Origin of the sequence: Modicisalibacter radicis, from assembly GCF_900961225.1 — a bacterium.
GTDB lineage: Bacteria > Pseudomonadota > Gammaproteobacteria > Pseudomonadales > Halomonadaceae > Modicisalibacter.
Map to the genome: position 1 here is coordinate 14,269 of NZ_CAAHFN010000044.1, position 25,616 is coordinate 39,884.

Below are 25,616 nucleotides of genomic sequence, written 5' to 3' on the forward strand. Positions count from 1 at the left end.
GTTCAGCTCCTGGAATCGGCATTGGGGGGTTGGTACTGACCGTCGTCGAACGGCACGTGGGAGGCCGACATCGGGCGCATGGCGCGGGTGACGTCCTGTACGTCCTGTACGTCGCCCTCGACCATGCCCTGGCGGATCACCCGTCCCAGGTAGTAGACACCGGCGATGAACACCACGGCGTAGACCAGGATGTAGCCGATCAGCGTGGTCAGCGCCATCCAGCCCGACAGCGACGGTGTCACCGCCTCGGCCTGGGTCATCACGCCATAGATCAGCCATGGGGCACGCCCCACTTCGGTCACGAACCAGCCAGCGGTCACGGCGATGAACGGCGAGACGGTCATCAGGCGCAGTCCCTGCAGGAAGAAGCGATTGTGATAGACACGATCACCGCGACGCAGCAGCAAGCCGGCGACCGCGAAGGCGATCATCAGCACGCCCAGCCCGACCATGACGCGGAACGAGAAGAAGGTGATCCAGACCGGGGGGCGCTGGTCGGCGGGCACATCGGTGAGTCCGGGCACCACGCCGTTGGGATCGTGGGTGAGGATCAGGCTCGCGGCATGGGGAATCCCTATCTCGAAGTGGTTGGTCGCGCCCTCCTGATCCGGCCAGGCGAAGAGCAGCAACGGCACCCCGGCATCGCGCTCCCAGTTCCCCTCCATCGCCGCCACCTTGGTCGGCTGGTGCTCGAGGGTATTGACGCCATGAAAGTCACCGATGATCGCCTGGGCCGGGGTTGCGAACAGCAGCAGCCAGAGCGACATCGACAGTGCCTTGCGGTTGGCTTCGACATCGTGGCCGCGCAGCAGGTACCAGGCGCTGACCCCGCAGACCACGAAACCGCCGGTCAAGAACGACGCCAGCGCCATGTGCATGAAGCGATACGGGAATGAAGGGTTGAAAATCGCCTCGATCCAGGAAGTCACGTGGACCATGCCGTCACGCATCTCGTAGCCGGCGGGCGTCTGCATCCAGCTGTTGGTGGAAAGAATCCAGAACGCCGAGATGAAGGTCCCCAGGGCGACCATGATCGCCGCGAACAGATGCACTCTGGGCGATACACGCTCCCGCCCGAACAGCAGCACGCCGAGGAACCCGGCCTCGAGGAAGAACGCCGTGACCACCTCGTAACTGAGCATCGGGCCGATGAAATTAGAGGTCGCCTGGGAGAAGTTGCTCCAGTTGGTGCCGAACTGGAAGGCCATGACGATGCCCGACACCACCCCCATGCCGAAGACGATCGCGAAGACCTTGGTCCAGAATTCGGCCAGCCGCTCCCAGGCCGGGTTGCCTGTCCTGACCAGCAGTCCGTAGAGCAACGCCAGATAGGATGCCAGGCCGATAGTGAAGACCGGAAAGATGGCGTGAAAGGTTACGACAAACGCGAATTGCAATCGCGACAGGAAGACCGGATCGAGTTCCATGTCCACTCCTAAACATACGAAATCAGGATCGCCGTCGATGCGGCATCTCAGGATCCCCGTAGACCTAGACCCCTAGTCGGCCGCCGCATGAAGCGACTCATCACAGGTTAGCCAAGTCACCTGTCATTGCGAGCCTTGAGCGATGACCATGGCCCGGGGATAGCCTCATGATACGCACGGCGAAAGGCCCTCTTGTAGCCTTATCGGGCGCGGCCAGTTGCCGCAGAACAGGAGCCGGGACGGGAGCGGAAACGGGCAATGTGGACAGGAGGCTGCGCGGGGTTGCGCCGGGCACCGGGCCCGACGCAAGGAGAACCGCAAGGTGATTGTCGCGGCAGCGAAGCGGGCAGTCAGACCATTTCGCTGCTGATCAGATAGGCATTGTAGGCCAGGTAGACGAGCAGCAGTGCACCGCCCTCGAAACGGTTGATCCGCCCCTGGCGGCCCCGCCAGCCGATACCGAAGACCAGCACCGCAAGCGTCAGCACCGCCACCACCGGCCAGTCGCGCAGTATCACCGCGGCCTCGGCGTCGATCGGCGTGATCGCGCCGGCCAGCCCTACCACGGCAAGCGAGTTGAACAGGTTAGACCCCACCACGTTGCCCAGCACCAGGTCGTGTTCGTTCTTGCGCAGTGCGCTGATCGACGAGGCCAGTTCGGGCAGCGACGTACCCACGGCGACCACCGTCAGGCCGATGACCAGGTCGCTGACGCCGAAGGCCTGGGCGATCTGCACCGCGCCCCAGACCAGCAGCCGCGAACTGACGATCAGCACCATCAGGCCGACGACCGTCCACAGGATCCCTGCACGCAGCGTCATCGGATGCTCGGCGAGCGAGGCCTCGGCGCTCACCCCCAGCGCATCGGTCGCGCCACCGCGGGCACGCCAGATGCTGAAGCCCATGACCAGCACCAGCAGTACCAGCAGCACCACCCCATCGAGACGCGAGACCTGAGCGTCGAGCAGCAGCCAACCGGAAATCAGGGTGGCCCCGCCCAGCAGCGGCAGCTCTTGCCTGATGACCTGCGAATGAACCGTCAGTGGACTGAGCAGCGCCACGAGGCCGAGGATCAGCCCGATATTGGTTATGTTGGAGCCGTAGGCATTGCCCAGCGCCAGCCCGGGATTGCCCTGCCAGGCAGCCAGCACCGAGACCATCATCTCCGGCGCCGAGGTGCCGAAACCGATCACCAGGATGCCGATCAGCAGTGATGGCAGGCCCAGGTGCCCCGCCGTGGCCGCCGCGCCGTCGACGAAACGGTCGGCACTCCATACCAGCAACAGCAGCCCCAGCACGACAGCTCCGATCGCTAGTAACAAATTCACCTCCTTTTGCTAACGTATGACTCCGCTCGCTCGGCCAGTCCGGGAGTGTCCGGCGGCATGATGCCCGAGTTGTCCGAACGGGACCAGCGCTCGCCCCGACCCTATCGCCTGGAGCATTCAGCTCCTGCGGCGGCGCTGCTTCGCGGGCGTGGCATGAACGCTGTTCGACCATGGACACTAAGCGGTTACACTGATGCCCATGGATGAGTTCCCTGATCACCAAAGGACGATGCCCCGGTGACCGCCGAGACACAACCGCCCGACACGCTTCCGGACACCGGCAACGGCGCACCACGCCAGAGCCGGCGCCGCCTGCGCGCCTGCCACGAGTGCGACTGGCTGGTGGCGCTGCCGCCGCTGCGCCCGGGGCAGAAGGCGGACTGCCCACGTTGCGGCCACATCCTCGCCCAGCGCCACAACCGACCGGCACAGCGCAGCCTGGCGCTGGCGCTGGCGGCGTTGGTCGCGCTGCTCGTGGCGCTGTCCTTTCCCTTCATCAGCTTCGAAGTCAGCGGCATCGGCAATCGCATCGAACTGGCCCAGACCGTCAGCAGCCTGGTCGGCTTCCATCAGCCACTGGTGGCGATCTGCGTGGCGCTGAGCGTCGCCGTGCTGCCGGGGCTCTACCTGGTCTGTGTCGCCTGGCTGCAGGTCGGCCTGCTGAGTCGCGAACCGCTGCCTTTCAGCCGCGGTATCGCACGCTCGCTGAGCCACCTGCACCCGTGGATGATGGCCGATGTGTTCATCATCGGTGCGCTGGTCAGCCTGATCAAGGTAGCCGGGCTGGCCGAAGTCAGCCTGGGCGTCTCGTTCTGGGCCTTCTGCCTGTTCGCCATCCTGCTGTTGCTGACCACGCAATCGATCGACAGCGACTGGATGTGGTTTTCGCTGGCCGGCGAGCCGCTCGCCCCCGAGCATAGCCGCACCGGGGCCCCGGCCGCCGAGCAGGGCCTGGCCGGCTGTCCAACCTGCGGTCTGGTCAATACCCTCGATGCGCAAGGACGCGGGCGCTGCCGGCGCTGCGGCGAGGCGCTGCATGCCCGCGCGCCTCGCAGCCTGCAACGGACCTGGGCGCTGCTGGTCGCGGCGACAGTGATGTACCTGCCGGCCAATATCTTCCCGATCATGACCACCACGCACCTGGGCGAGGACAATCCTTCGACGATCATCAGTGGCGTGGTCCAGCTCTGGCAGATGGGTTCCTACCCGGTCGCCACGGTGATCTTCATCGCCAGCATCCTGGTGCCGGTCGGCAAGTTGCTCGCACTCGGCTGGCTATGCATCGCCGTGCGACACAGTGCCGGCTATCATCGCACCGTGCGAACACGTCTCTACCGGTTGACCGAATTCATCGGCCGCTGGTCGATGGTCGACGTCTTCGTGGTGGCAATCCTGGTCGCGCTGATCCGCGCCGGGGCGCTGATGTCGATCACCCCGGGACCGGCCTCGCTGGCCTTCGCCGCCGTGGTGGTGCTGACCATGCTCGCCGCCCTCACCTTCGATCCGCGCCTGCTGTGGCAGCCGCCCGCTCCCGCCAAGGACTCCCGTCATGCCTGAAGCGCATCGCGCCCAACGTCATGTGCAATCGCGCATCTCCCCGATCTGGATCGTACCGCTGGTGGCGGTATTGATCGGTCTGTGGCTGGTCTACGACAACGTCAGTCGGCGTGGCCCCGAGATCACCCTGGAGATGCCCACCGCCGAAGGCATCGAAGCCGGCAAGACACTGATCAAGACGCGCAACGTCGAGGTCGGGCGGGTCGAGAGCGTACGCCTGTCGGACGATCTCTCGCATACCGTGGTTTCCGCCCGCATGAGCGAAGACGCCGAGCGCATGCTCAATACCGGCAGCCGCTTCTGGGTCGTCAAGCCGCGTATCGGCCGCGAAGGAATCAGCGGGCTGAATACCGTGCTGTCCGGGGCGTACATCCAGCTACAACCCGGCCAGAGCGAGCAGTCGCAATATCACTTCACGGTGCTCGACCAGCCCCCGGTCGCACCGCCCGGCGCCAAGGGCGTGCGCATCAACCTGGTCAGCCAGCTGGGCAGCTCGCTGCGGGTCGGCGACCCGGTCACCTACCAGGGCTTCACCGTGGGCCGGGTCGAGGATGCCTCGTTCGATCCGGAAGATCGCGAGATGCATCATCGCCTGTTCATCGAGTCACCCTATGACGTGCTGATCACCGAAGCGACGCGCTTCTGGTCGGCCTCGGGGATCGACGTCAAGCTCAACTCGGAGGGCGTCAGCGTCCAGCTCGAATCGCTGGAAGCCGTGGTCGGCGGCGGCGTGACCTTCGGCATTCCCGAAGACATCCCACCGGGGCCCAAGGCCGAGGCGGACAGTACCTATACCCTTTATGCCAACGAGGAAGACGCCCTGCAGGGCACCTACGACCGCAATCTCGAATACGTACTGCTGGTCGACGACACCGTGCGCGGCCTGTCGAAGGGTTCACCCGTCGAATACCGCGGCGTGCGTGTCGGCACGGTGGTCAGCGTGCCCTGGCGCTTCACCGCGCCGCAGCCGGACACCCGCCAGCGCTTCGCGATCCCGGTGCTGATCCGCATCGAGCCGCAGCGACTGACCCTCGATGACCAGCCCGTGGATCTCGAGGAGTGGCAACAACGCTTCACCAGCATGTTCGACTACGGTCTGCGTGCCTCGCTCAAGGCCGGCAACCTGCTGACCGGGGCCCTGTTCGTCGATCTCAACTTCGACAGGGAGCTGGCCGGCGAATACACCCCCGAAACCTTCGAGAAGCGTACCGTCTTCCCCACGACCTCGGGTGGCTTCGCCCAGATCGAACAGAAGGTCTCCAATCTGCTCGACAAGCTCAATGAGTTGCAGGTCGAGCCGATTCTCGACAAGCTCGATCGCACCATGGCCACCTCGCAGGCCACCCTCGAGGAAGTCCGCACGAGCGCCGAAGCGCTCAGGGCCATGCTCAACGATCCGGCGACGCGGGAGATACCCGGCAGTATCAACGAATCGCTGAAGCAGCTGCGCCAGACCCTCGAGGGCCTTTCGCCCGACTCACCGGCGTACCGCGAACTCAACGATACGCTGCAGAGCATCGACAAACTGGTACGCCAGCTGCAGCCGCTGGCCGAAACGCTCAACGAGAATCCCAATGCGTTGATCTTCGACCGCCGCCAAGGCCCCGATCCGGTACCCCGGGCACCCGAGCGCTGAACCCGATGGCAGGGGCTTGGCTGCTCCAGGAGGAAAAGGAATGACACCAAGACTTTGGCTGGCCGCGGCGAGCATCGCACTGCTCGCCGCCGGAGGATGCGCCGGCACGCCCCAGACCACCGAGCGCTACACGCTGCCGTCTCCGGCGAGCGGCGCTGCAGTGGGCATGGGGGCCTCGGAAGACACCGCGACGATGGCCGATTACAGCGTGGTCATCGACCGGCTGACGGTAGCCGGTTATCTCGACGAGCCGGGCATCGTGCTGCAGCCCGATGCGATTCGCCTGCGACAGGCCAGCAACCATCAATGGGCCGAGGCCCTCGGCCGGCAGCTTGCTCGCGGCCTGCGTCAGCGGCTCGCCGCCGAACTTCCCGACACCCGCATACTCGTGGGCGGCGGCTCTCCCGACGCCCTACGCCTGCAGGTCAACGTCGAGCAGTTCCAGGGGCACTATACGGGGGTGGGCATCGCCAGCGGCTACTGGCAGTTGCGGGGGGCGGAGGGTGAACTGCTCCTCGAGCGGGACTTCTCGGCCAGCACCCCGCTCGCCGAGGATGGGTATCCGGCGCTGGTGCGCGCGCTGGGGGCAAGCTGGGACAAGGTGGCAGCCGATTTCGCCACGCAGATCCGTCGGCTGCGCGCACGGGGCACGGGCGACTAGCGGCGCCCGCCGGCGATCACTCGTCGTCGGCAGTCAGCTGGCCGCGCAGCCGGGCCACCGCCTGGCTGTGCAGCTGGCAGACCCGCGATTCGCTGACGCCGAGCACCGCGCCGATCTCCTTGAGATTGAGCTCTTCCTGGTAGTACAACCCCAGCAACAACTTCTCGCGTTCCGGCAGCTTGTCGATGGCCGCGACCAGGCGCGCGCGTTGATCGCCACTGGCCAGCGCATCGAACGGTGACTTCGGCGCCGCTTCACCCGCCTCCGGCTCGCCGCCCTCCTCGACGAGGTCCTCGAAGCCGAGCAAGTGCCCCCCGTTGGTGTCCGCCAGGCGCTGATGATACTCGCCGAGGCTCAGCGACAGGTGATCGGCGATCTCGCGCTCCTCGGCGGGACGCCCGAGCCGCTGCTCGAGGCGACGGGTGGCCTCGTCGATCGCGCGCGCGTTGCGTCGCACGCTGCGCGGCACCCAGTCGCGACTGCGCAGTTCGTCGATCATCGATCCGCGTATGCGTTGGCTGGCGTAGGTGGTGAAGCTCGCGCCCTGGTCGGCATTGTAACGCCCCAGCGCATCGAGCAGGCCCACCATGCCAGCCTGGATCAAGTCATCGAGATCGACACTCGCCGGCAGTCGCACCTGCAACGCCAGGGCCTGGCGCCTGACCACCGGCAAATACTGGTCGAGCAAAGCATGCTGATCGATTTTACCTTGTGCCGTATACATTCCGCGTCTGGGACCTGTGTGACCATGGCAGCGCCGGACCGGCTGCCGATGATGGAATTATTACGCTCCCCCGCCTCTTACCAAGCGATGAATACCCCCTCTGGTGGCAGGTTATTCAAGCTTTTAGCGAGGCTTTATGCCTCACCGGTAATTGACGATCAGCTGCAACCCTTCGACCCGCAGCGGCGCCGACGGGCGTGTCGCTTCGGGCAGGCGAAAGCGCAACACGAAGGGCCCCGCGGCGCTCAACCCGGCCAGGAAGTCACTTTTCCCGCGCGGCGCAAGCAACCGCTGGCAGCGCTGCGGATGGCATAACCGGGCCTCCAGCCGCGGTGCGCCCGGCGGCGGCTCAAAGCGCCAGCTGATGGAAGTGACCTCGCCGCTCGCCAGCGGCGCAGGCGGCTTGAAGGGTTGCGAGACGACCTCGCGCCCCGGCGTGAACAGCCTGACGCTCGGCGCTTCGTCGACCCAACTGCCGGCGGCCCCCGCCCATGCCGGAAAGAGCGCGCTGGCCAGCGCGGCGCCGGCCAAGCCTCGCAGAGCGCACCGCGCCGCGAGCCGAGCGTTCATGCCCGATCCTCCCTTGCGACGCGCCGTGCACGTCGCGGTACCGGCACGACCCACAACTCGAACCCCAGGAACTCGGCGGCTGCCTGCTGAAGATTGCTCAACAACCCGGCCCGTGACGCCAACGGCGGATGCACCAGCAGCAGCCGCTTGGGTCCGCCGCGCTGGGCGAGACGCTTGAGCGTGCGATAGGCGCGCCGAAAGCCGTCGCCATCGTCGCCTACCCACAACGCCCAGTGCGCCTGCTGGCCCAGCAAGGTGGGAAGATAAGGGCTCTCGACGCTGACCGGCACCAGGCGCCAGGCTTCCGGGGTACCCACCCACCGCTGGCCCTGAACGTGCCAGCGCTGCAGGGCGTCGTGCACCGCTTGCGTCGCGGCATTTTCGCCTCCCGCCAGCCCGAGGACCATCAACACCCGCGACGTGGCCACCGGTGCGGCGGGTGCCGGCGTGGCATCCTCACCGGCGGTTTCAGCGCCGAGTTCGGCCTCCGCCCAGCGACGCAGGCCGGCCGCTTGATCGATCTGGCTCACGGCTGTTCCCTGTCATCCTGCATCTGCCCGCTCGCCAGCAGGAAGGCATCACGGGCGGTGAATAGGTACCACAGCGCCTCGAGCAGCGCCTGGGCGCTGCGCTTGCGGGCGCTGCCGAGCATGTTCAGCAACTGACCGCGCACGTCCACCGCCCAGTCGGCCTGTTCCTGATCGAGCCGGACCGCCAGCGACGCCAGCGCGGTGGCGATCCATACCCGCAGCTCGTCATCCACGCGCGACACCTGCGAGGAGGCCAGCCACTGCCAGGCACGACGGGCCAGCAGCGGCAGTTCCTCGTGGGCCAGCTGGGCGGCAAAGGCCGCGAGGCAGCTCGCGGAATCGACGGAGGGCGCCAGCCAATAGCGACGTCCCAGGACCCGGCCGTTGTCCAGGTCGGTCAGGGTGACGAACCAGGCCGTCAGTGAATCCGGCGCATCGAGGGAGACGCGCAGCCGCGCACTCTGCAGCCGGGCATTGCGGCCGCGGTAACGGCATGTGCGGCTCGCGTCGGACGTGGCCTGGGCCTGCAGCGCCGCCAGGCCGTGGCGCACGCCATCGACGCTGACCCGGGTATTGGCCTGGGCCATGGCGACCCAGCGCACCCCTGCCGCATCGAGCTCGTGGCGAACCACCGCCGTCGGGCAACGGGGCAGCCACTGCGTCTGCAAGCCCAGCCAATGGGTGGCGTGACGCAGCTTCTCGGCCTCGCCGGCCGGCTGATGGTGCACCGCCCAGGGCAGCGTCTGGGCCAGCCCTTCGCCGTTGAGCGGCACGGCAGGCAAGTACCAGTCGGTGCCCTTGACCGCCGCACTGCGCGGCCACAGCAGGCCATGCGGCGACTCGCCGCCGAACGCCTCGCTTTCGGCGCCCTCGCCTCGCCAGGCCGCCTGCAGGCGCGGCAACCGCTGCTGCTGCGCCTCAATCGGATAGCCCAGCCAGTGCCAGGCCGTTTCGAGCTGGGCGAAACCGCCGACCCGCTCGCGCAGACGGCCGAACAGCGCCGCCAGGTTGCGCCCCTGGCCGAACAGGCCGCGCGACAAGGTCTTCCAGCGCTGGGGGGACGGCGACTGCTGCCACTCCAGCGGATCGCCGCTGAAGGCCGAGTCGTCGGCCACCGCCAGGGCCTGCTCGACCAGCACCCGGCGATCGGCGAGCTGCAGGTCCTCGGGCACCTGCTGCCCCTGCGAGACGTAATGCAGGCGCAACCCATGGCGGATGGCGATATCGAGTACCGCGCCAAGCCTCGGCGCCTCGTCGACCTTGGTCAGGATCGCCCCGTAGAGCGGCGCTCCGGCGGCGAGCGACGCTCGCTGGTAGGTTTCCACCACCTCGTCGAGGGTCTCGCCATGGCTGGCCGCATTGAGCAGCAGCAAACGCCGGACCGCCCGGGGCGCACCCTGGGTCGATTCGCCGAGCATCGCCACCTGGCCGACCAGCCGCTGGTCGCGCTGGCTCATGCCCACGGTATCGATGATCACCAGACGCTTGTCCTCGAGCTTCGTCAGCAATTCGCCGAGCGGCGCGTCGTTGGCCAGCGCATGGACCTCGGCACCCAGTAGCCGGGCATAGATGCGCAGCTGTTCGTGAGCGCCGATGCGATAACTGTCGGTGGTGATCAGCGCCACCCCGCCGGCACCGTGACGCATCACGTAGCGCGCGGCCAGCTTGGCGGTGGTGGTGGTCTTGCCGATCCCGGTCGGGCCGAGCAGCGCGAACACCCCGCCCTGGTCGAGTAGCCCGGCTTCGTCCTCGAGCACGTCGAGACGCCCGCTGAGCTGGCGCTGAAGCCAGGCGGCGGCCTGCAGGGGATCGCCCTGGACCAGCTCGCCGGGCAGCGCATCGAGCAGTTCCCGGGCCAGGGCATTGCCGAAGCCGGCGTTCTGCAGCCGGCGGTTGAGCCGATGGCGGTTGTCCTCTTCGCTCGGTGCGGCTTCCTGACGGGGCTGACGATCGGCAATCAGCGAGCGCAGGTCCTGCATCTCGTCGAGCAGGCGCGCACTGAAGGCGGCGAAGTCGTCCGTCCGCTCGCCGTCCTGGCCGCCCACGGGCGACGGGGGCGCGGCGGGCGACGCCGGACGCGTCGGCACGGGGGGCGGCACCGGCGCATAGGCGCGAGCGGCACTGCGCGCCGCGCCGGCCTGCGGCTCGCTGGTCGCGCTTCGCCGCTCGACCGGCAGGGCATCCGCCGGGCCCGGCTCTTCCGCCAGGGCCAGTATCTCGACCCCGGCGTCGACACGGCGATTGGCCAGTATCAGGGCGTCCTCGCCCAGCGCCGCGCGCACCTGGCGCATCGCGTCGCGGCTATTGGCGCCTATAAAACGTCTAACGCTCATCAACGGCCTCCGACCAGCGTCGTTACTCGAATCGTACGGTCATCGGGGATCTCGGCCTGCGACATCACCACCAGGTGGCGCAGGCGGCGGCGCAGGAAGCGCGCCAGCAGCGGGCGCAGCGACGGCGTCACGACCAGCACGGTGGGCTCGCCCAGCGCTTCCTGGCGGGCCAGACCGGCCTCGGTCTGCTGCATCAGGGTGTCGGCCAGTCCGGGCTCGATCGCCCCGCCGCCGTTCATCGCCTGGCTGAGCACCTGCTCCAGGTTGGCGTCGAGGCCAATCACATGCAATTCGCTGCTGCCCGGGAACCACTGCTGGGTGATCGCCCGTCCCAGGGCCATGCGCACCACCGAGGTCAGTTCATGGACATCGCTCTGCGGCGTGGCATGTTCGGCCAGGGTATCGAGGATGGTGCGCATGTCGCGAATCGAGACCTCCTCCTCGAGCAGGTTCTGCAACAGGCGCTGCAGGGTCGTCAGCGACACCAGCTTGGGCACCACGTCCTCGACCAGCGCCTTGTTGTCCTCGCCCAGCTTGTCGAGCAACTGCTGCGTTTCGTGGCGCCCCAGCATGTCGCCGGAGTGCTCGTGCAGCAGATGGTTGAGATGCGTCGCCACCACCGTCCCGGCGTCGACCACCGTGTAGCCATAGATCTGTGCCTGTTCGCGCTGGCCGCCTTCGATCCACACCGCCGGCAGGCCGAACGCCGGATCCTCGGTCATCGCGCCCTCGAGATGACCGGAGACCTGCCCCGGATCGATCGCCAGCCACTTGCCGGGGTAGGCTTCGGCGCGCCCGACCTCGACCCCCTTGAGGGTGATCACGTAATGGTTGGGGCCGAGCTCCAGATTGTCGCGGATATGCACCACCGGCGGCAAAAAGCCCACCTCCTGGGCGAATTTCTTGCGCACGCTCTTTATCCGCCCCAGCAGTTCGCCATCCTGACGGTGGTCGACCAGCGGGATCAACCGGTGACCGACCTCGAGGCCCAGGGTATCGACCAGCTGGACATCGTCCCAACTGGCTTCGGGGACTTCGGGCGCCGTTGTCGGTTCCCGGTTGACGACCTCCTCGGCGAGCTTGTCCTCGCGCTTGCGGATCATCCACCAGGCCAGCGCACCGAGGATCACGCTGAACAGCAGGAACACGAAGTTGGGCATGCCCGGCACCAGTCCCAGCAACCCCATCACGCACGCCGCCAGGATCAGCACGTGGGGATTGTTGAACAGCTGGCTCATCATCTGCTGACCGACATCCTGCTCGGTGTTGACCCTCGAGACGGTGACGCCCGCCGCCGTCGAGATCACCAGCGCCGGGATCTGCGCGACCAGGCCGTCGCCGATGGTCAGCAGGGCATAGGTGCGAGCGGCGTCGGCGAACGCCATGTCGTGCTGCAGCATGCCGATCAGCAGCCCGCCGATCAGGTTGACCACCATGATGATCAAGCCGGCCACGGCGTCACCGCGCACGAACTTGCTGGCACCATCCATCGAGCCGTAGAAATCGGCTTCCTGGGCGATCTCGCCGCGCCGTTTCTTGGCGTCCTCCTCGCCGATCAGGCCAGCGTTGAGGTCGGCATCGATGGCCATCTGCTTGCCGGGCATGGAATCCAGCGTGAAGCGCGCGCCGACCTCGGCGATACGCCCCGCGCCCTTGGTGATGACCATGAAGTTGATGATCACCAGGATCAGGAACACCACCAGGCCCACCGCGAAGTTGCCGCCGATCAGGAACTCGCCGAACGCCTCGATCACCTTCCCCGCGGCGTCGCCCCCGGCGTCGCCCTCCATCAGCACCACCCGCGTCGAGGCGACGTTGAGCGACAGGCGCAGCAGCGTGGTGAACAGCAGCACCGCCGGAAAGGCCGCGAAATCCAGCGGCTTGCTGGTGAACATGCTGACCAGCAGGACCATGATCGCCAGGGCGATATTGAAAGTGAAGAACATATCCAGGGCGAACGGCGGCAGCGGCAGGATCATCATCGACAGGATCATGATGATCAGCACCGGCCCGGCCAGTAGCTTCAAGGGGACGTTGCCCAGCCAGTTCTGGCCCAGGGAATTCATCAGGTTCATCGCGTTTCCTCGTGGGAAGAGGCATCGTTGGGGCTGTCCGCCATTTCAACGGGCACCTGGATATCGCGCGGCGGTTCGGGTGCGTCGCCCCCCTCCTGGCGCACCTGACGCAGGCGAAACGCCCACGCCAGGACTTCGGCGACCGCGGTGTACAGATCGGCCGGGATCTCGCGGTCGAGATCGACATGTCGATACAGCGCCCGGGCCAGGGGCGGGGCTTCCAGCCGCGGAATACGGTACTCGTCGCCAATCTCGCGGATTCGCGCCGCCACCGCATCGGCCCCCTTGGCGACGACTCGCGGGGCGCCCATCTCGCCGTCGCGATAGCTCAGCGCCACCGCATAGTGCGTGGGGTTGGTGACGATCACGTCGGCCTCGGGAACCTTGCTCATCATGCGTCCGCGCGCCATCGCCTGCTGCTGCTGGCGGATGCGCCCCTTGACCTGCGGGTCGCCCTCGGACTCCTTGTGTTCCTTTTTGATCTCGTCCTTGGTCATGCGCAGCTGCTTGTTGTGACTCCACAGCTGATAGGGCACGTCGATCAGGATCACCACCACCAGCGAGAGCACGATCAGGCCGCAACACAGCGCCGCCAGCTGCATGGCGTGATAGAGCGCCTGCTGGATCGGCTGGTTCATCAGCCCCAGAAACTCGTCGCGCTTGTACCACAGAAAGACGAAGGCCACGCTGCCGGTAAGCAGCGACTTGGCAATCGCCTTGGCCAGCTCGGCCAGGGCCTGGGACGAGACCATCCGCTTCAAGCCCTTGGCAGGATTGAGCTTGGAAAACTTGGGTTGCAGCGACTTGCCTGAAATCAGCCAGCCGCCGAGCAGCCCCGGGGCGACGAGCGCGATGACCGCCAGCAGCAGAAACAACGGAATCAGGGCGAACAGCGTGGTGCTGCCGAGCTTCCAGACATGCGCCATCATCCGCGCACTGTCGAAGAGGATGCCGCGGTCGAACAGGAACGACTGCTCCATGACCAGACCCAACTGGTCGTAGAGCATGCCGCCCATCGTCCACAGGCCAATGACACCGCCGAGCAGCATCAGAAAGGTGGAAAGTTCGCGCGAGCGCGCGACCTGCCCCTCCTCGCGGGCCTTTTCCTGGCGTCGCGGTGTGGGGTCTTCGGTCTTTTCCTCGTCGCTGCTGCTGTCGTCGGCCATGGTCCCCGCGCCGAGTTTTCGGCAAAATTCGAACGAGGCTTATTCTGCGCGGCAGCGGCGGTCAACAAACACGCAAAAAGCGCGACGAATCGGGCGTTAATCCACGATTGTCGCGCTGCAGGAAGCGCAAGCGTGCGGGAAGGTTACGTCAAGGCAGCGCCGGCATCAGCCGTACGCCGCCTTCCGAATCAGAAGCCCAGCGAGTCCAGCAGGTCGTCGACCTGGCCCTGGTCACTGACCACGTCGGCACTCTCGGGCTTGATCTGCGGCCCGTTGAGCAGCGAGGCTTCACGCTCGTTGACCAACGACTTGCGCAGTTCCTGACGATCCTGGCTATCGGGCACGTTATCCAGCAACACCTGAACGAGCTGGTTTTCGATCTCCTTGATCATGTCCATCATGCGCTTGATCACCTGGCCGGTCAGGTCCTGAAAGTCCTGGGCCATCATGATCTCGAGCAATTCGGCGTTGGTCGCCCGGGTCTGCGCGGGTACCGCGCTCAGATAGGCACGGGTATCGGTCACCAGCTCCTTGGCCTCGTCGAGCTCCTTGGGCTCGGCGAACCACTGCGCCCAGCGCGTGTCGAGCTCCTCGGCACGACTTTCCAGGGCGTCCTGTATCGGCTGCGCGCGGTCGATGGCGTTGAGCGCCCGCTCGGCCGCCTGCTCGGTCATCGTCGCCACATAGCTCAACCGGTCGCGTGCGTCGGGAATCGCCTCGGCGGCCTTCTCGATCTCCTTGTCCAGCCCCAGTTCCCGCATGCTGTCTCGCAGCATGCGCGTCACCTGCCCGATCCGCTGGACCAGGTCTTCCCCCTGCTGAGTGCCGGCATGCTGCGCTTGAACGCTCATTGCTTGCCCTCCTCCACGAAATTGATCTTATTTGCCCAGTTTCTCGAATATCTTGTTGAGCTTTTCTTCCAGCGTGGCCGCGGTGAAGGGCTTGACGACATAGCCGTTGGCGCCTGCCTGGGCAGCGGCAATGATGTTTTCCTTCTTGGCTTCGGCAGTCACCATCAATACCGGCAGCGACTTGAGCGCATCGTCGGCGCGGATCTGCTTGAGCATCTCGAGCCCATCCAGGTTGGGCATGTTCCAGTCGGAGACCACGAATTCGAAACCACCGGCACGCAACTTGCCCAGCGCGTCCTGGCCGTCCTCGGCCTCCTCGACGTTGGTGTAGCCCAGTTCCTTCAGCAGGCTACGTACGATACGGCGCATGGTGGGAAAATCGTCTACCACCAGAATGCTCATGTTCTTGTCGGCCATCTTGCTTCCTCATCTCGATCGGGTTGGGCAACACGTTGTCAAAATTCTTCCCAGTCGTCTGCGCTCTCGAGCGACGGCTCGGGCTTGGCGGGACGGCGGGAGGCATGTGTCGGGCCGGCCGTCGCGCCGGTCTGTGGCAGCGACGAAGCGGCGGTAGCGGCATCCTGGGGCGAACGAGTGTCGTCGGACAGACGAAACAGCGACACGGCCCGCTCCAGACGATCGGCCTGTTCTTCCAGCGAGGCGGCCGCGGCGGCGGCCTGCTGGACCAGTGCCGCATTCTGCTGGGTGACCTCGTCCATCTGCGAGACAGCAGTGCCGACCTGGGTGATGCCATCGCTCTGCTCCTGCGAGGCGGCCGAGATCTCATCCATGATGTCGGTCATCCGATGCACCGCGGAAACCACATCGCGCATGGTGGTGCCGGCTTCCTCGACCAGCGTCGAGCCCTGCTTGACCTGGGTGACCGAGCCGTCGATCAGTTCGCGGATCTCCTTGGCCGCCGAAGCGCTGCGGCTAGCCAGGTTGCGGACTTCACCGGCGACCACCGCGAAACCGCGGCCCTGCTCCCCGGCCCGCGCCGCCTCGACCGAGGCGTTGAGCGCGAGGATGTTGGTCTGGAAGGCGATCGAGTCGATCACCCCGGTGATATCGGCGATCTGCTTGGAGCTCGCCGAGATCCCCTGCATGGTGGTGATCACCTGGTCGACCACCTCGCCGCCGCGGCCGGCCGTCGACGATGCCTCGTTGGCCAGGGTGCTGGCCTGGCGGGCATTGTCGGCGTTCTGCTTTACGGTCGCCGTCAGCTCTTCCATGCTCGCCGCGGTCTCGGCGATCGAGGCCGCCTGCTGGTCGGTACGCGAGGACAGGTCGGTGTTACCGCCGGCGATCTCGCGGGCACCCAGGTGAATCGAGCCACTGCTGTCGCGCACCGTGCGCACGGTTTTCGAAAGCCCCTGCTGCATGTCGCGCATGGCGGCGAACAGCTTGCCGATCTCGTTGCGCGTCGATGACTTGATCTCGTGGGACAGGTCCGCCTGGGCGATACGCTGGAAGTGCTCGACCGCCTCGCGCAGCGGCCCGACCACCAGGCGCGCCAGTCCCAGCCGCAGCGCGGCGAGCAGCAGCAGCGCGAAAATCACCACGCCCAGGCCGATCATCTCGCTGCGGCGGGTCTCGGCGTGAAAGCCGGCGATGATCTGGTCGCCACGGTCGCCGGCGTAATGCACGAAGTCGGTCATGGCCTGATCGAAAGCCGCACTGATGTCACTCTCTTGCGCCTTGAGCGTATCGAAGGTTTCCATGTCGAGCTGCTCGAGCGCGGCCATCTGCTGGTCGAGGTTGTCGAACAATGCCGTCATGCTGGTTTCGAGGGGCGTGACATAAGCCGTGCCTGCCGCCGTCTTGGGCACCGTCTGGAAGTTGGTGAAACGCGCCCGCGCCCGCTCCAGATAGCCCTGGGCCTCGCCGAGATAGTCCTTGGCCTCGCCGAAACGCCCCATCATGCGTGCTGACACGACATCATTGGTGCGCATGCGGCTATACAACATCAACGATTCGGCACGGCCGATCTCGTTGAGCTGCTCGACGTTGATCCGGTTGAGCGTACCGATCGACGCTTCGCTGATGCGATCGGCCCGGTAGCCCAGTGCGGCGACGACCAGGATCAGCACGCCGAAGATCACCACGGCGATACTCAACAGCGAGCTTATGGACAGATTGGCGAACAGGCGTTTCATAGACCTCTCTCGGTTTTCAGCGTTGTTGGCATTGCAGCGCTCGCACGGACATCAGACACGCTGGGCACGTCCCGAAGAGGCCACTTGCTGCATGATCTTGCCCGCCATTTGCTCCAGGTCGACGATCTCGACGGCGCCACCCACCGCGACCGCCTCGCGGGGCATGCCGTAGACCACGCAGGTCGGCTCGCTCTGGGCCAGCGTATGCGCGCCGGCCTTGCGCATTTCCAGCAATCCCAGGGCGCCGTCCTTGCCCATGCCGGTCAGGATCACGCCGATCGCGTTGCGGCCGGCGTTCTTGGCGGCCGAGTTGAACAGCACATCCACCGAAGGGCGGTGACGATTGACCGGCTCGCCGTCGTCGAGCGCCACGACATAGTTGGCACCGCTGCGCGCCAGCTTGAGGTGACGATCCCCGGGGGCGATGTAGGCATGGCCAGGCAGCACCCGCTCGCCATCCTCAGCTTCCTTGACATTGATCCGGCACAGGCGGTCGAGCCGCTCGGCGAACGAGCGGGTGAAGCCGCCGGGCATGTGCTGGGTGATCAGAATCGCCGGGGTATTGGCCGGCAGCGGCTCGAGCACATGGCGGATCGCCTCGGTGCCGCCGGTGGACGCGCCGATGATGATCAGCTTCTCACTGGAAATGAACGGCGCCTTGATCGGCTCTGCCGGCGCGTCCTGCTGACGCCGCGCGGCCCGCGGTCGCGACCGTGCGGCGGCGCGAATCTTGTCGGCGATCATCTCGCTGTAATCGAGCATGCCGCTGCGAATGCCCAATTGCGGCTTGGAGACGAAGTCCACGGCGCCCAGTTCCAACGCACGCAGGGTGATCTCGGAACCCGCCTGGGTGAGCGACGATACCATCAACACCGGCATCGGACGCAGTCGCATCAGCCGCTCGAGGAAGTCGAGCCCATCCATGCGCGGCATTTCCACATCCAGCGTCAGGACATCGGGGTTGGTGCGTTTGATCAGGTCCCGTGCCACCAGCGGGTCGGGGGCGGTCGCCACCACTTCCATGTCCGATTGCGAGTTGATGATCTCGCTCATCAGATCACGGATCAGCGCTGAATCGTCGACACACAGTACCTTGATCTTGGGGGCGCTCAAGGGCTCTCTCCTCTCCTTTCCCGGGCGGACGCACCGCGCGGGAAATTGCGTTAGTCTTGAAGTTATCGGCTTGCCGATGAACGACTTGAGGGTTGCGAGGCCAACTCGTAGACGGTCTGGCCGCGCAACCGGAATGCCTGGCTGATATAGGAAAAATTCTCGGAATGGCCGGCGAACAGCAGCCCGTTGGGCTTGAGCAATGGCACGAAACGCTCGAGTATTTTCGCCTGGGTCTGCTTGTCGAAATAGATCATGATGTTGCGGCAGAAGATCGCATCGAAGCCACCATCCAGCCCCCAGTTCGGTGACAACAGATTGAGCTGGCGCAGTTCGATCATGGCGGTCAGTTCGGGACGAATCCGCGCCAGCCCGGCACGCGCGCCGCCACCGCGCAGGAAGAACTGCTTGCGCCGCGTCTCGCTCAGCTTGAGCACCTGCTCGAGGGGATAGACCGCCTCGCGCGCCTTGGCCAGCGCCTCGGTATCGATGTCGGTGGCAACGATCCGCGCCTCGCGGGCACGCGCGCCCAGCGTCTCCTGGAGCGTCATGGCGATCGAGTACGGCTCCTCCCCGGTCGACGCCGCCGCGCACCAGACACGCACCGGGCCCGTGCTGGCCGCGACATGGTTGGCGAGCAGCGGGAAGTGGTGCGCTTCACGGAAGAACGCCGTCAGGTTGGTGGTCAGCGCATTGGTGAATGCTTCCCACTCCTTGGAATCGGGGTGACGCTCGAGGCGCGCCAGGTACTCCGAGAACAGCGTCAGCTTGTGGTGACGCAGGCGCCGCGCGAGGCGGCTGTAGACCATCTCGCGCTTGTGCTCCGCCAACACGATGCCAGCGCGCTGGTAGATCAGCTTGCGCACGCGATCGAAGTCCATGTCGGTCATCGTCAGATCGCGCTCCAGGGAGGCGCCCGCGGTGCCGGAACTCATACTTTCGGAATAGTCCACTCGGGTGTTCAAAAGGCCTCCCATTCGGATTCACTGCCGGCTGGCGTTCTTGCCGGCTTCGCCGACGTCGCGGCGGTTTCCGAAGTCACATGGCTGAGTTCGCGGCGGTGTTCGGCCGCCTTGAAACGGGTCGCCCGGTCGACGCTCTCCCTGCCGCTGCCCGCCAGGCGCAACACGGCAACGGCATCGGCCAGCTTGCTCACTTGCTCGTCGAGACTCTGCGCCGCGCGTGCCGAACTCTGCACCCGCTCGGCGTTCTGCTGGGTCACTTCGTCCATCTGGGCGATCGCCTGGTTGATCTGGTCGATGCCGCCGGTCTGCTCGTCCGACGCCGAGGCGATCTCGCCCATGATGTCATTGACCTTGAGCACCGCACCGACCACACCCTCGATCGAGGTCTCGGCGCGCTTGACCAGCGCGGCGCCGTTGTCGATCTCCTGGGCGGAGCCGTCGATCAGCGCGCGGATCTCGCGGGCGGCGTCGGCACTGCGCCCGGCGAGGTTGCGGACTTCGCTGGCAACCACCGCGAAGCCACGGCCCTGCTCGCCGGCACGTGCCGCCTCGACCGAGGCGTTGAGCGCCAGGATGTTGGTCTGGAAGGCGATCGAGTCGATCACCCCGATGATCTCGGAGACCTTGCGCGAGCTGTCGGTGATCCGGCCCATGGTGTCGACCACGTCGCCCATCACCTCGCCGCTCTCGCGCACCGAGCTCGCGGCATTGCTGGACAGACCGCTGGCCTCGCGGGCGTTGGAGGCGTTCTGCTTCACCGTGGCGGTCATCTGCTCCATGCTCGAGGCGGTCTCCTGCAACGAGGCGGCCTGCTGCTCGGTGCGCGACGACAAGTCCTCGTTGCCGTCGGCGATGTCCCGCGACGCCGGACGCACGATACCCACGCTGTGATTGACGTCCTTGACGATGCTCGACAGGCTCAGCCGCATGACGTTCAGCGAGGCCATCAGTTCGCCGACTTCGTCGTTACGATTGCTGGGCATCGTCGCCGCCAGGTTGCCGGCGGAAATCTGCAGGGTGAAGCGCTTGGACTCGTCGAGCGGCCGGCGAATCGCACGCATGCTCAGCGCCCCCATGACGATCAGCAGCAAAAGCCCCGTCACGCCCAGGATCAACTGGGCGGTGAGGATCTGTTTCTCAGTCTCATGTGCCCGCTCGACCAGGTCCTGGGCAGTGTCTTGCTTGGCCGAGACCAGGCCGCTGACGATACCGCTCAGCCGCTCGGCTTCCGGTTCGAGCACGTCGTTGTAGGCGATGAAGGCCTGATAATACTCGCCGTCGGTCAGGCTCCGGGCGGTCGTCAGCAGTCCCGCCTCGACGTAGTTCTCGAGCCCCGCGGCGAAAGTCGCCGCCTCGTCGCCATGATTGATGTCCCTGGCCATGTAGGCGTCCCACACCGTCCTCACCTCCGCAGCCATCTCCTCGACCTTGACGATCGCCTCCTCGTGGCCACCGGCCATCGGATTGCCCACCGGATCGGCGAGCAGCGATCGACTGCGATTCATCAACTGTTCGACCCGCTGCAGGCGGGCGACATCCTTGAGGCCGTTGTCATTGACCGCATCGAGGCGCGCCGCCTCGGTCTGCAACCCGTAGAAGCCCAGTGCGCCGCTGGCGACCAGCAGCAGCATCGACACCACGATCATCGTCGCCATGCGCCCCTGCAACGAACGCAGGCGCACCCGGCCGAGCCAGCCGATCAGCCCACGACGCACGATCTGCCCGCGCACCAGCTTGACCCCGCGAGCCTTGCCGGCACGCAACTGCGCATAGACGCGCTCGGCGTAGGCGCACATTTCGGGGGCGGCCTTGACACGTACCGAGGCGTACCCCTGGACTTCGCCCGCTTCGTAGATCGGCGTGACACTGGCGCTGACCCAGTAGTAATCGCCGTCCTTGCGCCGGTTCTTGACTAGGCCATGCCACGACTCGCCGGCTTCCAGCGTTTCCCAGAGATTGGCGAAGGCCGCTTCGGGCATGTCCGGGTGACGGACCAGATTGTGCGGCGAGCCGATCAGCTCCTCGCGTGCAAAGCCGCTGACCTCGGCGAAAGCCGGGTTCACATAGGTGATACGCCCCTTGAGATCGGTCCTCGAGATCAGGTAATGCTCGTCATCCAGCGAATACTCGCGTTGGGTCACGGGTTGGTTGTTGCGCATGATCTTTTATATTCCTGCTGAGTATTATGACCGTCGAGGCGAACCGATTACTGTTGTTGCCTTGCCTAGAAGGCCGCCCATTCCTGTTCGTCGGCGACGGTGGATGATGACGAAGGCTTGCTGGGTGCAGCCGGCGAGGATGACGTTGACTGCCCGATCTGGCGCCGCGCCTGAGCCGCCTTGAAACGGGTCGCCCGGTCGACGCTCTCCCTGCCGCTGCCCGCCAGGCGCAACACGGCAACGGCATCGGCCAGCTTGCTCACTTGCTCGTCGAGACTCTGCGCCGCGCGTGCCGAACTCTGCACCCGCTCGGCATTCTGCTGGGTCACTTCGTCCATCTGGGCGATCGCCTGGTTGATCTGGTCGATGCCGCCGGTCTGCTCGTCCGACGCCGAGGCGATCTCGCCCATGATGTCGTTGACCTTGAGCACCGCACCGACCACGCCCTCGATCGAGGTCTCGGCGCGCTTGACCAGCGCGGCGCCGTTGTCGATCTCCTGGGCGGAGCCGTCGATCAGCGCGCGGATCTCGCGGGCGGCATCGGCACTGCGGCCGGCGAGGTTGCGGACTTCGCTGGCAACCACCGCGAAACCACGCCCCTGCTCGCCGGCACGCGCCGCCTCGACCGAGGCGTTGAGCGCCAGGATGTTGGTCTGGAAGGCGATCGAGTCGATCACCCCGATGATCTCGGAGACCTTGCGCGAGCTGTCGGTGATCCGGCCCATGGTGTCGACCACGTCGCCCATCACCTCGCCGCTCTCGCGTACCGAGCTCGCGGCATTGCTGGACAGACCGCTGGCCTCGCGGGCGTTGGAGGCGTTCTGCTTCACCGTGGCGGTCATCTGTTCCATGCTCGAGGCGGTTTCCTGCAGCGAGGCGGCCTGCTGCTCGGTGCGCGACGACAAGTCCTCGTTGCCGTCGGCGATGTCCCGCGATGCCGGACGCACGATGCCCACGCTGTGATCGACGTCCTTGACGATGCTCGACAAGCTCTTGCGCATGACATCCAGCGCGCCCATAAGACGACCCATCTCGCCGCTACGCCTTTCGGGCAGGGTGGCACCCAGGTTGCCGGCGGCAATCTGCTGGGTGAACTGCATCGACTCATTGAGCGGCCGGCGGATCGCACGCACGCTGAGCAAGCCCATTACCACCAGCAGCAGCATGCCGGTCGCCAGCAGCACGCTCTGGAAGAGCAGCATGTCATCTCTTTCGGCCTGCGCCTGCCGGGCCATCTCGAGGGCGGCGGCCTGCTTCGACTGGATCAGCTCGTTGACCTGCGCCGACAGTGCGGCGCCCTGATCCTGCAGGGCCTCGAGATTGTCGCGCAGCGCCACGAAGGCATCGAAGGCCTCCGCGCCGTTGAACGCCGACACCATGCCCATCAGGCCCTGCTGCAGGTAGGCGTCGAGCTGCTCGCCGAAGGCGGCGGCCTGCTCGGTGTCGTTGACGTCGCGGGCGGTAAATTCGCCCCAGATGGTCTCGATGCGCGCAGCGGTCTGCTCGAGCCGTTCGGCGTAGTCCAGGCGCGCTTCCATCAGCGCCATGCGATCGGAATTGGAGAGCAGCTGATAGCCCTGGGTAGCCAGCTGGTCGATCTGCTGGAGCCTCGCCACGTCCTCGAGCCCATCGCGCTGCAGCGACTGGGTTCGTTCACCGGCCTTGTCGAGGCCGTACAGCCCCAGCCCGCCGCTCGCTGCCAGCAGCAGCAAGGCCAGGACGACGATGCTGACCATGCGCCCCTGCAGCGAGCGCAACTGGATGCGCTTCAACCGCCCCCACAGGCCGCGCTGGACGATCTGCCCGCGCACCAGCTTGACGCCGCGCGCCTTGCCGCTGCGCAGCTGCGCGTAGACACGCTCGGCATGGGCGTACGCCTCGGGGTCGGCCTTGACGCGCACCGAGGCATAGCCCTGCAGCTCACCGTTCTCGAAAATCGGCGTGACGCTGGCGTTGACCCAGTAGTGATCGCCGTTCTTGCACCGGTTCTTGACCAGGCCCTGCCACGACTCGCCGGCTTCCAGGGTTTCCCAGAGATTGGCGAAGGCCGCCTCGGGCATGTCCGGGTGACGCACCAGGCTGTGTGGCGAGCCGATCAGTTCGTCGCGGCTGAAGCCACTGACCTCGACGAAGGCCGGGTTGGCGTAGGTGATGCGACCCTTGAGGTCGGTCCGCGAGATCAGGTAGTGCTCGTCATCGAGCACATATTCACGTTGGCTGACGGGCTGATTGTTGCGCATGTGTATTTCCCTGCAGGTTGTTGTTGCGGCGGGCGGGCCGCCGCTTATCGTTATGCTCTGGTCGTCCGATTCTGTGGTTTACGCGTTAGCGGTCAGAAGGATTCCCAGTCGTGCTCCTCGCTCTTGGCGGGTGCGGGACTGTCCTGACGCCGCGCCGGCAAGGCGGCCTGCCCGCCGGCGACCGCATGAGTCCGGTGATCGGCCTGGTGCGGTCTGGTTTCCCCATCCTCCTCCTGCCCCTGGGCGAGCCGGAACTGGGACACCGACTCGCGCAGCCGGTCGGCCTCCTGAGCCAGGGTGGTGGCGGCCCGCGCCGACTCCTGTACCAGCGAGGCGTTCTGCTGGGTGACCTGGTCCATCTGGCTGATCGCCTGGTTGGTCTGGCCGATGCCGTTGCTCTGCTCCTGCGAGGCCGCGGCGATCTCTTCCATGATGTCGTTGACGCGCTTCACCGCGGTCACGATGTCGTTCATGGTGTTGCCGGCCTGGTCGACCAGCTGGGAGCCGGTATCGACCCGCGCCACCGAATCCTCGATCAAGCCGCGGATCTCCTTGGCGGCACTGGCACTGCGGCTGGCCAGGTTGCGGACCTCATCGGCGACCACCGCGAAGCCACGCCCCTGCTCGCCGGCGCGGGCCGCTTCCACCGAGGCATTGAGCGCGAGGATGTTGGTCTGGAAGGCGATCGAATCGATCACGTCGATGATGTCGACGACCTTGTGCGAACTGCCGCTGATATCGCGCATGGTGTCGACGACCTCGCCGACCACGCTGCCGCCGCGCTCGGCGGTCTGCGCCGCGCTCTCGGCGAGCTGACTGGCCTGGCGCGCGTTGTCGGCGTTCTGATCGACGGTCGAGGTCAACTGCTCCATGCTCGAGGCGGTTTCGGCCAGCGAGGCGGCCTGCTGCTCGGTACGCGCCGACAGGTCGTTGTTGCCATTGGCTATGCTCTGCGAATCGCGATAGATCGACTGACTGCTGCGGCGCACGTTCCCCACGGTGCGCGACAGGCCTTGCTGCATGCGCGAGAGCGCCGCGTACAGCTTGCCGATCTCGTTGTTGCCGCGGCGTTCGACCGGGGCGGAAAGATCGCCCTCGGCCATGCGCTCGAAATGATCGACGATGTGCTCCAGCGGGCGGATGACGTTCTTGGTGATGCCCCACAGCACCACCAGGATCATTGCCAGGGCGAGCGACAGGGCGACGCCGATGGCGATCTTGAGCGCCACCGCCATGTCGTGAAATTCATCGTAGAGCGAACGGCCCTCGGCCTCGGCGGTCCTGAAGAAAGCCACGGAGCTGGCGTAGAACGCATCACTGAGTTCCTGCGAGGCCCCGGCATGTTCACTGTAGGCGGCAAGATCCATGTCGGTCAGTGCTGCCACCTGAGGTGCCAGCGCTTCGTCGACCAGTGCATGGAAGTCGGCCTCGAGCTGGTCGATCAGGGCCTGATGCTCGGGCTGTATCGGGATCGCCTTTAAGCTGGCGAAGGTATCGCGCACCTCGCCGAGCCTGGCCGGCAACGCTTCCAGTTGGGAAGCCTGCGATCCCCAGGTCGAACCGGTCATCCGCGCGTATTCGTCCTTGATGGTCAGGCGCAGATTGAGCAACTGGCTGTTGACCCGGTTGAGCGTCGACTGCTGTTCGACATTGACACGGTTGAGCGTGCCCAGTGCCTGCTGGCTGTACTGCACGGCATACCAGCCCAGCGCACTGACGCCGACCAGCAAGGTGCTGAATACCAACAGCACCAGCAGCCAGCTGACCTTGACGGTCATGTTATCGAGTAGCTTCATGGTTCCCCTGCTTCTTCTATCGTTTTAATAGAGCGATCGAATGGCAACGTCGAGGCCCGGGCCAGGCCTCGTTCCGGCTCGAGCAGCTTGTTGTATAGGCGAGCGGGCTGATCGATACCCTGCTCACCGCCGAGCCCCTCCTGTTAGAGGCTATCGGCAGGCGCGGCAGATCCTTGATAGCGCGGACGATCATTGCCTACCCGCCGGGGGGCAGGCCGGAGTTGCCGCATGCCGTGAGCGGCAAGCCACCCACGCGCAAGACCCCCGTCGCCCATGGCGACGGGGGTCGGCGGACAACTTCGCCCCATGCTCCGGCCCCGGGCGCTCGTCGC

Annotated in this window: 19 protein-coding genes; 3 read left to right on the top strand and 16 right to left on the bottom strand. The window is 66.0% G+C overall.

What is annotated here, in order from left to right; translation table 11 throughout:
- Positions 1-2: 2 nt before the first annotated feature.
- Together HR9077_RS02310 and HR9077_RS02315 are read right to left on the bottom strand one after the other, a co-directional pair.
- A complete protein-coding gene (locus HR9077_RS02310) occupies positions 3-1,427 on the bottom strand; it encodes a cytochrome ubiquinol oxidase subunit I (RefSeq protein ID WP_136064727.1) in 1,425 nt (474 codons plus the stop codon).
- Positions 1,428-1,777: 350 nt separating this feature from the next.
- A complete protein-coding gene (locus tag HR9077_RS02315; protein WP_136064729.1) occupies positions 1,778-2,749 on the bottom strand; it encodes a calcium/sodium antiporter in 972 nt (323 codons plus the stop codon).
- A gap of 243 nt (positions 2,750-2,992) precedes the next feature.
- On the opposite strand from HR9077_RS02315, the gene HR9077_RS02320 reads away from it, so the two are divergent.
- The 3 genes from HR9077_RS02320 to HR9077_RS02330 are packed head-to-tail and all read left to right on the top strand — an operon-like array spanning position 2,993 to position 6,609.
- Positions 2,993-4,312, top strand: coding sequence for a paraquat-inducible protein A (locus HR9077_RS02320; protein WP_136064730.1), 1,320 nt, complete (start codon positions 2,993-2,995; stop codon positions 4,310-4,312).
- Entirely contained in the window at positions 4,305-5,948 is a 1,644-nt protein-coding gene (gene pqiB / locus HR9077_RS02325) for an intermembrane transport protein PqiB (RefSeq protein ID WP_136064732.1), read from the top strand. Before HR9077_RS02320 ends, pqiB begins: the two co-directional genes overlap by 8 nt.
- 40 nt (positions 5,949-5,988) lie before the next feature.
- Positions 5,989-6,609, top strand: coding sequence for a PqiC family protein (locus HR9077_RS02330; protein WP_136064734.1), 621 nt, complete (start codon positions 5,989-5,991; stop codon positions 6,607-6,609).
- 16 nt (positions 6,610-6,625) lie between these two features.
- Here HR9077_RS02330 and HR9077_RS02335 read toward each other — a convergent pair whose 3' ends face one another.
- The 14 genes from HR9077_RS02335 to HR9077_RS22290 form a co-directional block, all read right to left on the bottom strand.
- Positions 6,626-7,333 carry an RNA polymerase sigma factor FliA gene (locus tag HR9077_RS02335; RefSeq protein ID WP_136064736.1) on the bottom strand — a complete coding sequence of 236 codons (708 nt, stop codon included), beginning with the start codon at positions 7,331-7,333 and terminating at the stop codon, positions 6,626-6,628.
- 141 nt (positions 7,334-7,474) lie between these two features.
- Positions 7,475-7,903, bottom strand: a complete 429-nt coding sequence (locus HR9077_RS02340) for a flagellar protein FlhE (RefSeq protein WP_136064738.1) — start codon at positions 7,901-7,903, stop codon at positions 7,475-7,477.
- Entirely contained in the window at positions 7,900-8,433 is a 534-nt protein-coding gene (locus tag HR9077_RS02345) for a hypothetical protein (RefSeq protein WP_136064739.1), read from the bottom strand. Before HR9077_RS02345 ends, HR9077_RS02340 begins: the two co-directional genes overlap by 4 nt.
- A complete protein-coding gene (flhF, locus tag HR9077_RS02350; protein ID WP_136064741.1) occupies positions 8,430-10,766 on the bottom strand; it encodes a flagellar biosynthesis protein FlhF in 2,337 nt (778 codons plus the stop codon). Before flhF ends, HR9077_RS02345 begins: the two co-directional genes overlap by 4 nt.
- A complete protein-coding gene (gene flhA, locus HR9077_RS02355; RefSeq protein ID WP_136064743.1) occupies positions 10,766-12,841 on the bottom strand; it encodes a flagellar biosynthesis protein FlhA in 2,076 nt (691 codons plus the stop codon). Before flhA ends, flhF begins: the two co-directional genes overlap by 1 nt.
- A complete protein-coding gene (flhB, locus tag HR9077_RS02360) occupies positions 12,838-14,007 on the bottom strand; it encodes a flagellar biosynthesis protein FlhB (RefSeq protein ID WP_136064746.1) in 1,170 nt (389 codons plus the stop codon). The genes flhA and flhB overlap by 4 nt, the downstream gene beginning before the upstream one ends.
- Before the next feature lie 188 nt (positions 14,008-14,195).
- Positions 14,196-14,858: a protein phosphatase CheZ gene (cheZ, locus tag HR9077_RS02365; RefSeq protein ID WP_136064748.1), complete on the bottom strand. Its 663-nt coding sequence runs from the start codon at positions 14,856-14,858 to the stop codon at positions 14,196-14,198.
- A gap of 27 nt (positions 14,859-14,885) precedes the next feature.
- A complete protein-coding gene (cheY, locus tag HR9077_RS02370) occupies positions 14,886-15,275 on the bottom strand; it encodes a chemotaxis response regulator CheY (protein ID WP_031383213.1) in 390 nt (129 codons plus the stop codon).
- A gap of 38 nt (positions 15,276-15,313) precedes the next feature.
- Positions 15,314-17,014, bottom strand: a complete 1,701-nt coding sequence (locus HR9077_RS02375) for a methyl-accepting chemotaxis protein (RefSeq protein ID WP_136064750.1) — start codon at positions 17,012-17,014, stop codon at positions 15,314-15,316.
- Between the two features lie 51 nt (positions 17,015-17,065).
- Positions 17,066-18,127, bottom strand: a complete 1,062-nt coding sequence (locus HR9077_RS02380; RefSeq protein WP_136064752.1) for a protein-glutamate methylesterase/protein-glutamine glutaminase — start codon at positions 18,125-18,127, stop codon at positions 17,066-17,068.
- Positions 18,128-18,189: 62 nt separating this feature from the next.
- A complete protein-coding gene (locus tag HR9077_RS02385) occupies positions 18,190-19,059 on the bottom strand; it encodes a CheR family methyltransferase (RefSeq protein ID WP_136064754.1) in 870 nt (289 codons plus the stop codon).
- Between the two features lie 26 nt (positions 19,060-19,085).
- Complete coding sequence (locus HR9077_RS02390; RefSeq protein WP_136064756.1) at positions 19,086-21,248, bottom strand: methyl-accepting chemotaxis protein; 2,163 nt, start codon at positions 21,246-21,248, stop codon at positions 19,086-19,088.
- A gap of 65 nt (positions 21,249-21,313) precedes the next feature.
- Positions 21,314-23,488 carry a methyl-accepting chemotaxis protein gene (locus tag HR9077_RS02395; protein WP_136064758.1) on the bottom strand — a complete coding sequence of 725 codons (2,175 nt, stop codon included), beginning with the start codon at positions 23,486-23,488 and terminating at the stop codon, positions 21,314-21,316.
- Positions 23,489-23,580: 92 nt separating this feature from the next.
- The gene (locus tag HR9077_RS22290) at positions 23,581-25,284 is read right to left on the bottom strand and encodes a methyl-accepting chemotaxis protein (RefSeq protein WP_136064760.1); all 1,704 of its coding nucleotides are present in this window, start codon (positions 25,282-25,284) and stop codon (positions 23,581-23,583) included.
- Positions 25,285-25,616 lie beyond the last annotated feature (332 nt).

What these genes read in the sequence shown, in the direction of transcription:
- cheY (WP_031383213.1), bottom strand. Translation starts at nt 15,275, where the DNA reads ATGGCCGACAAGAACATGAGCATTCTGGTGGTAGACGATTTTCCCACC.
- HR9077_RS02340 (WP_136064738.1), bottom strand. Translation starts at nt 7,903, where the DNA reads ATGAACGCTCGGCTCGCGGCGCGGTGCGCTCTGCGAGGCTTGGCCGGC.
- HR9077_RS02395 (WP_136064758.1), bottom strand. Translation starts at nt 23,488, where the DNA reads ATGCGCAACAATCAGCCCGTCAGCCAACGTGAATATGTGCTCGATGAC.
- HR9077_RS02330 (WP_136064734.1), top strand. Translation starts at nt 5,989, where the DNA reads ATGACACCAAGACTTTGGCTGGCCGCGGCGAGCATCGCACTGCTCGCC.
- HR9077_RS02375 (WP_136064750.1), bottom strand. Translation starts at nt 17,014, where the DNA reads ATGAAACGCCTGTTCGCCAATCTGTCCATAAGCTCGCTGTTGAGTATC.
- HR9077_RS02390 (WP_136064756.1), bottom strand. Translation starts at nt 21,248, where the DNA reads ATGCGCAACAACCAACCCGTGACCCAACGCGAGTATTCGCTGGATGAC.
- HR9077_RS02335 (WP_136064736.1), bottom strand. Translation starts at nt 7,333, where the DNA reads ATGTATACGGCACAAGGTAAAATCGATCAGCATGCTTTGCTCGACCAG.
- cheZ (WP_136064748.1), bottom strand. Translation starts at nt 14,858, where the DNA reads ATGAGCGTTCAAGCGCAGCATGCCGGCACTCAGCAGGGGGAAGACCTG.
- flhB (WP_136064746.1), bottom strand. Translation starts at nt 14,007, where the DNA reads ATGGCCGACGACAGCAGCAGCGACGAGGAAAAGACCGAAGACCCCACA.
- HR9077_RS22290 (WP_136064760.1), bottom strand. Translation starts at nt 25,284, where the DNA reads ATGAAGCTACTCGATAACATGACCGTCAAGGTCAGCTGGCTGCTGGTG.
- flhA (WP_136064743.1), bottom strand. Translation starts at nt 12,841, where the DNA reads ATGAACCTGATGAATTCCCTGGGCCAGAACTGGCTGGGCAACGTCCCC.
- HR9077_RS02385 (WP_136064754.1), bottom strand. Translation starts at nt 19,059, where the DNA reads ATGAGTTCCGGCACCGCGGGCGCCTCCCTGGAGCGCGATCTGACGATG.
- pqiB (WP_136064732.1), top strand. Translation starts at nt 4,305, where the DNA reads ATGCCTGAAGCGCATCGCGCCCAACGTCATGTGCAATCGCGCATCTCC.
- HR9077_RS02310 (WP_136064727.1), bottom strand. Translation starts at nt 1,427, where the DNA reads ATGGAACTCGATCCGGTCTTCCTGTCGCGATTGCAATTCGCGTTTGTC.
- flhF (WP_136064741.1), bottom strand. Translation starts at nt 10,766, where the DNA reads ATGAGCGTTAGACGTTTTATAGGCGCCAATAGCCGCGACGCGATGCGC.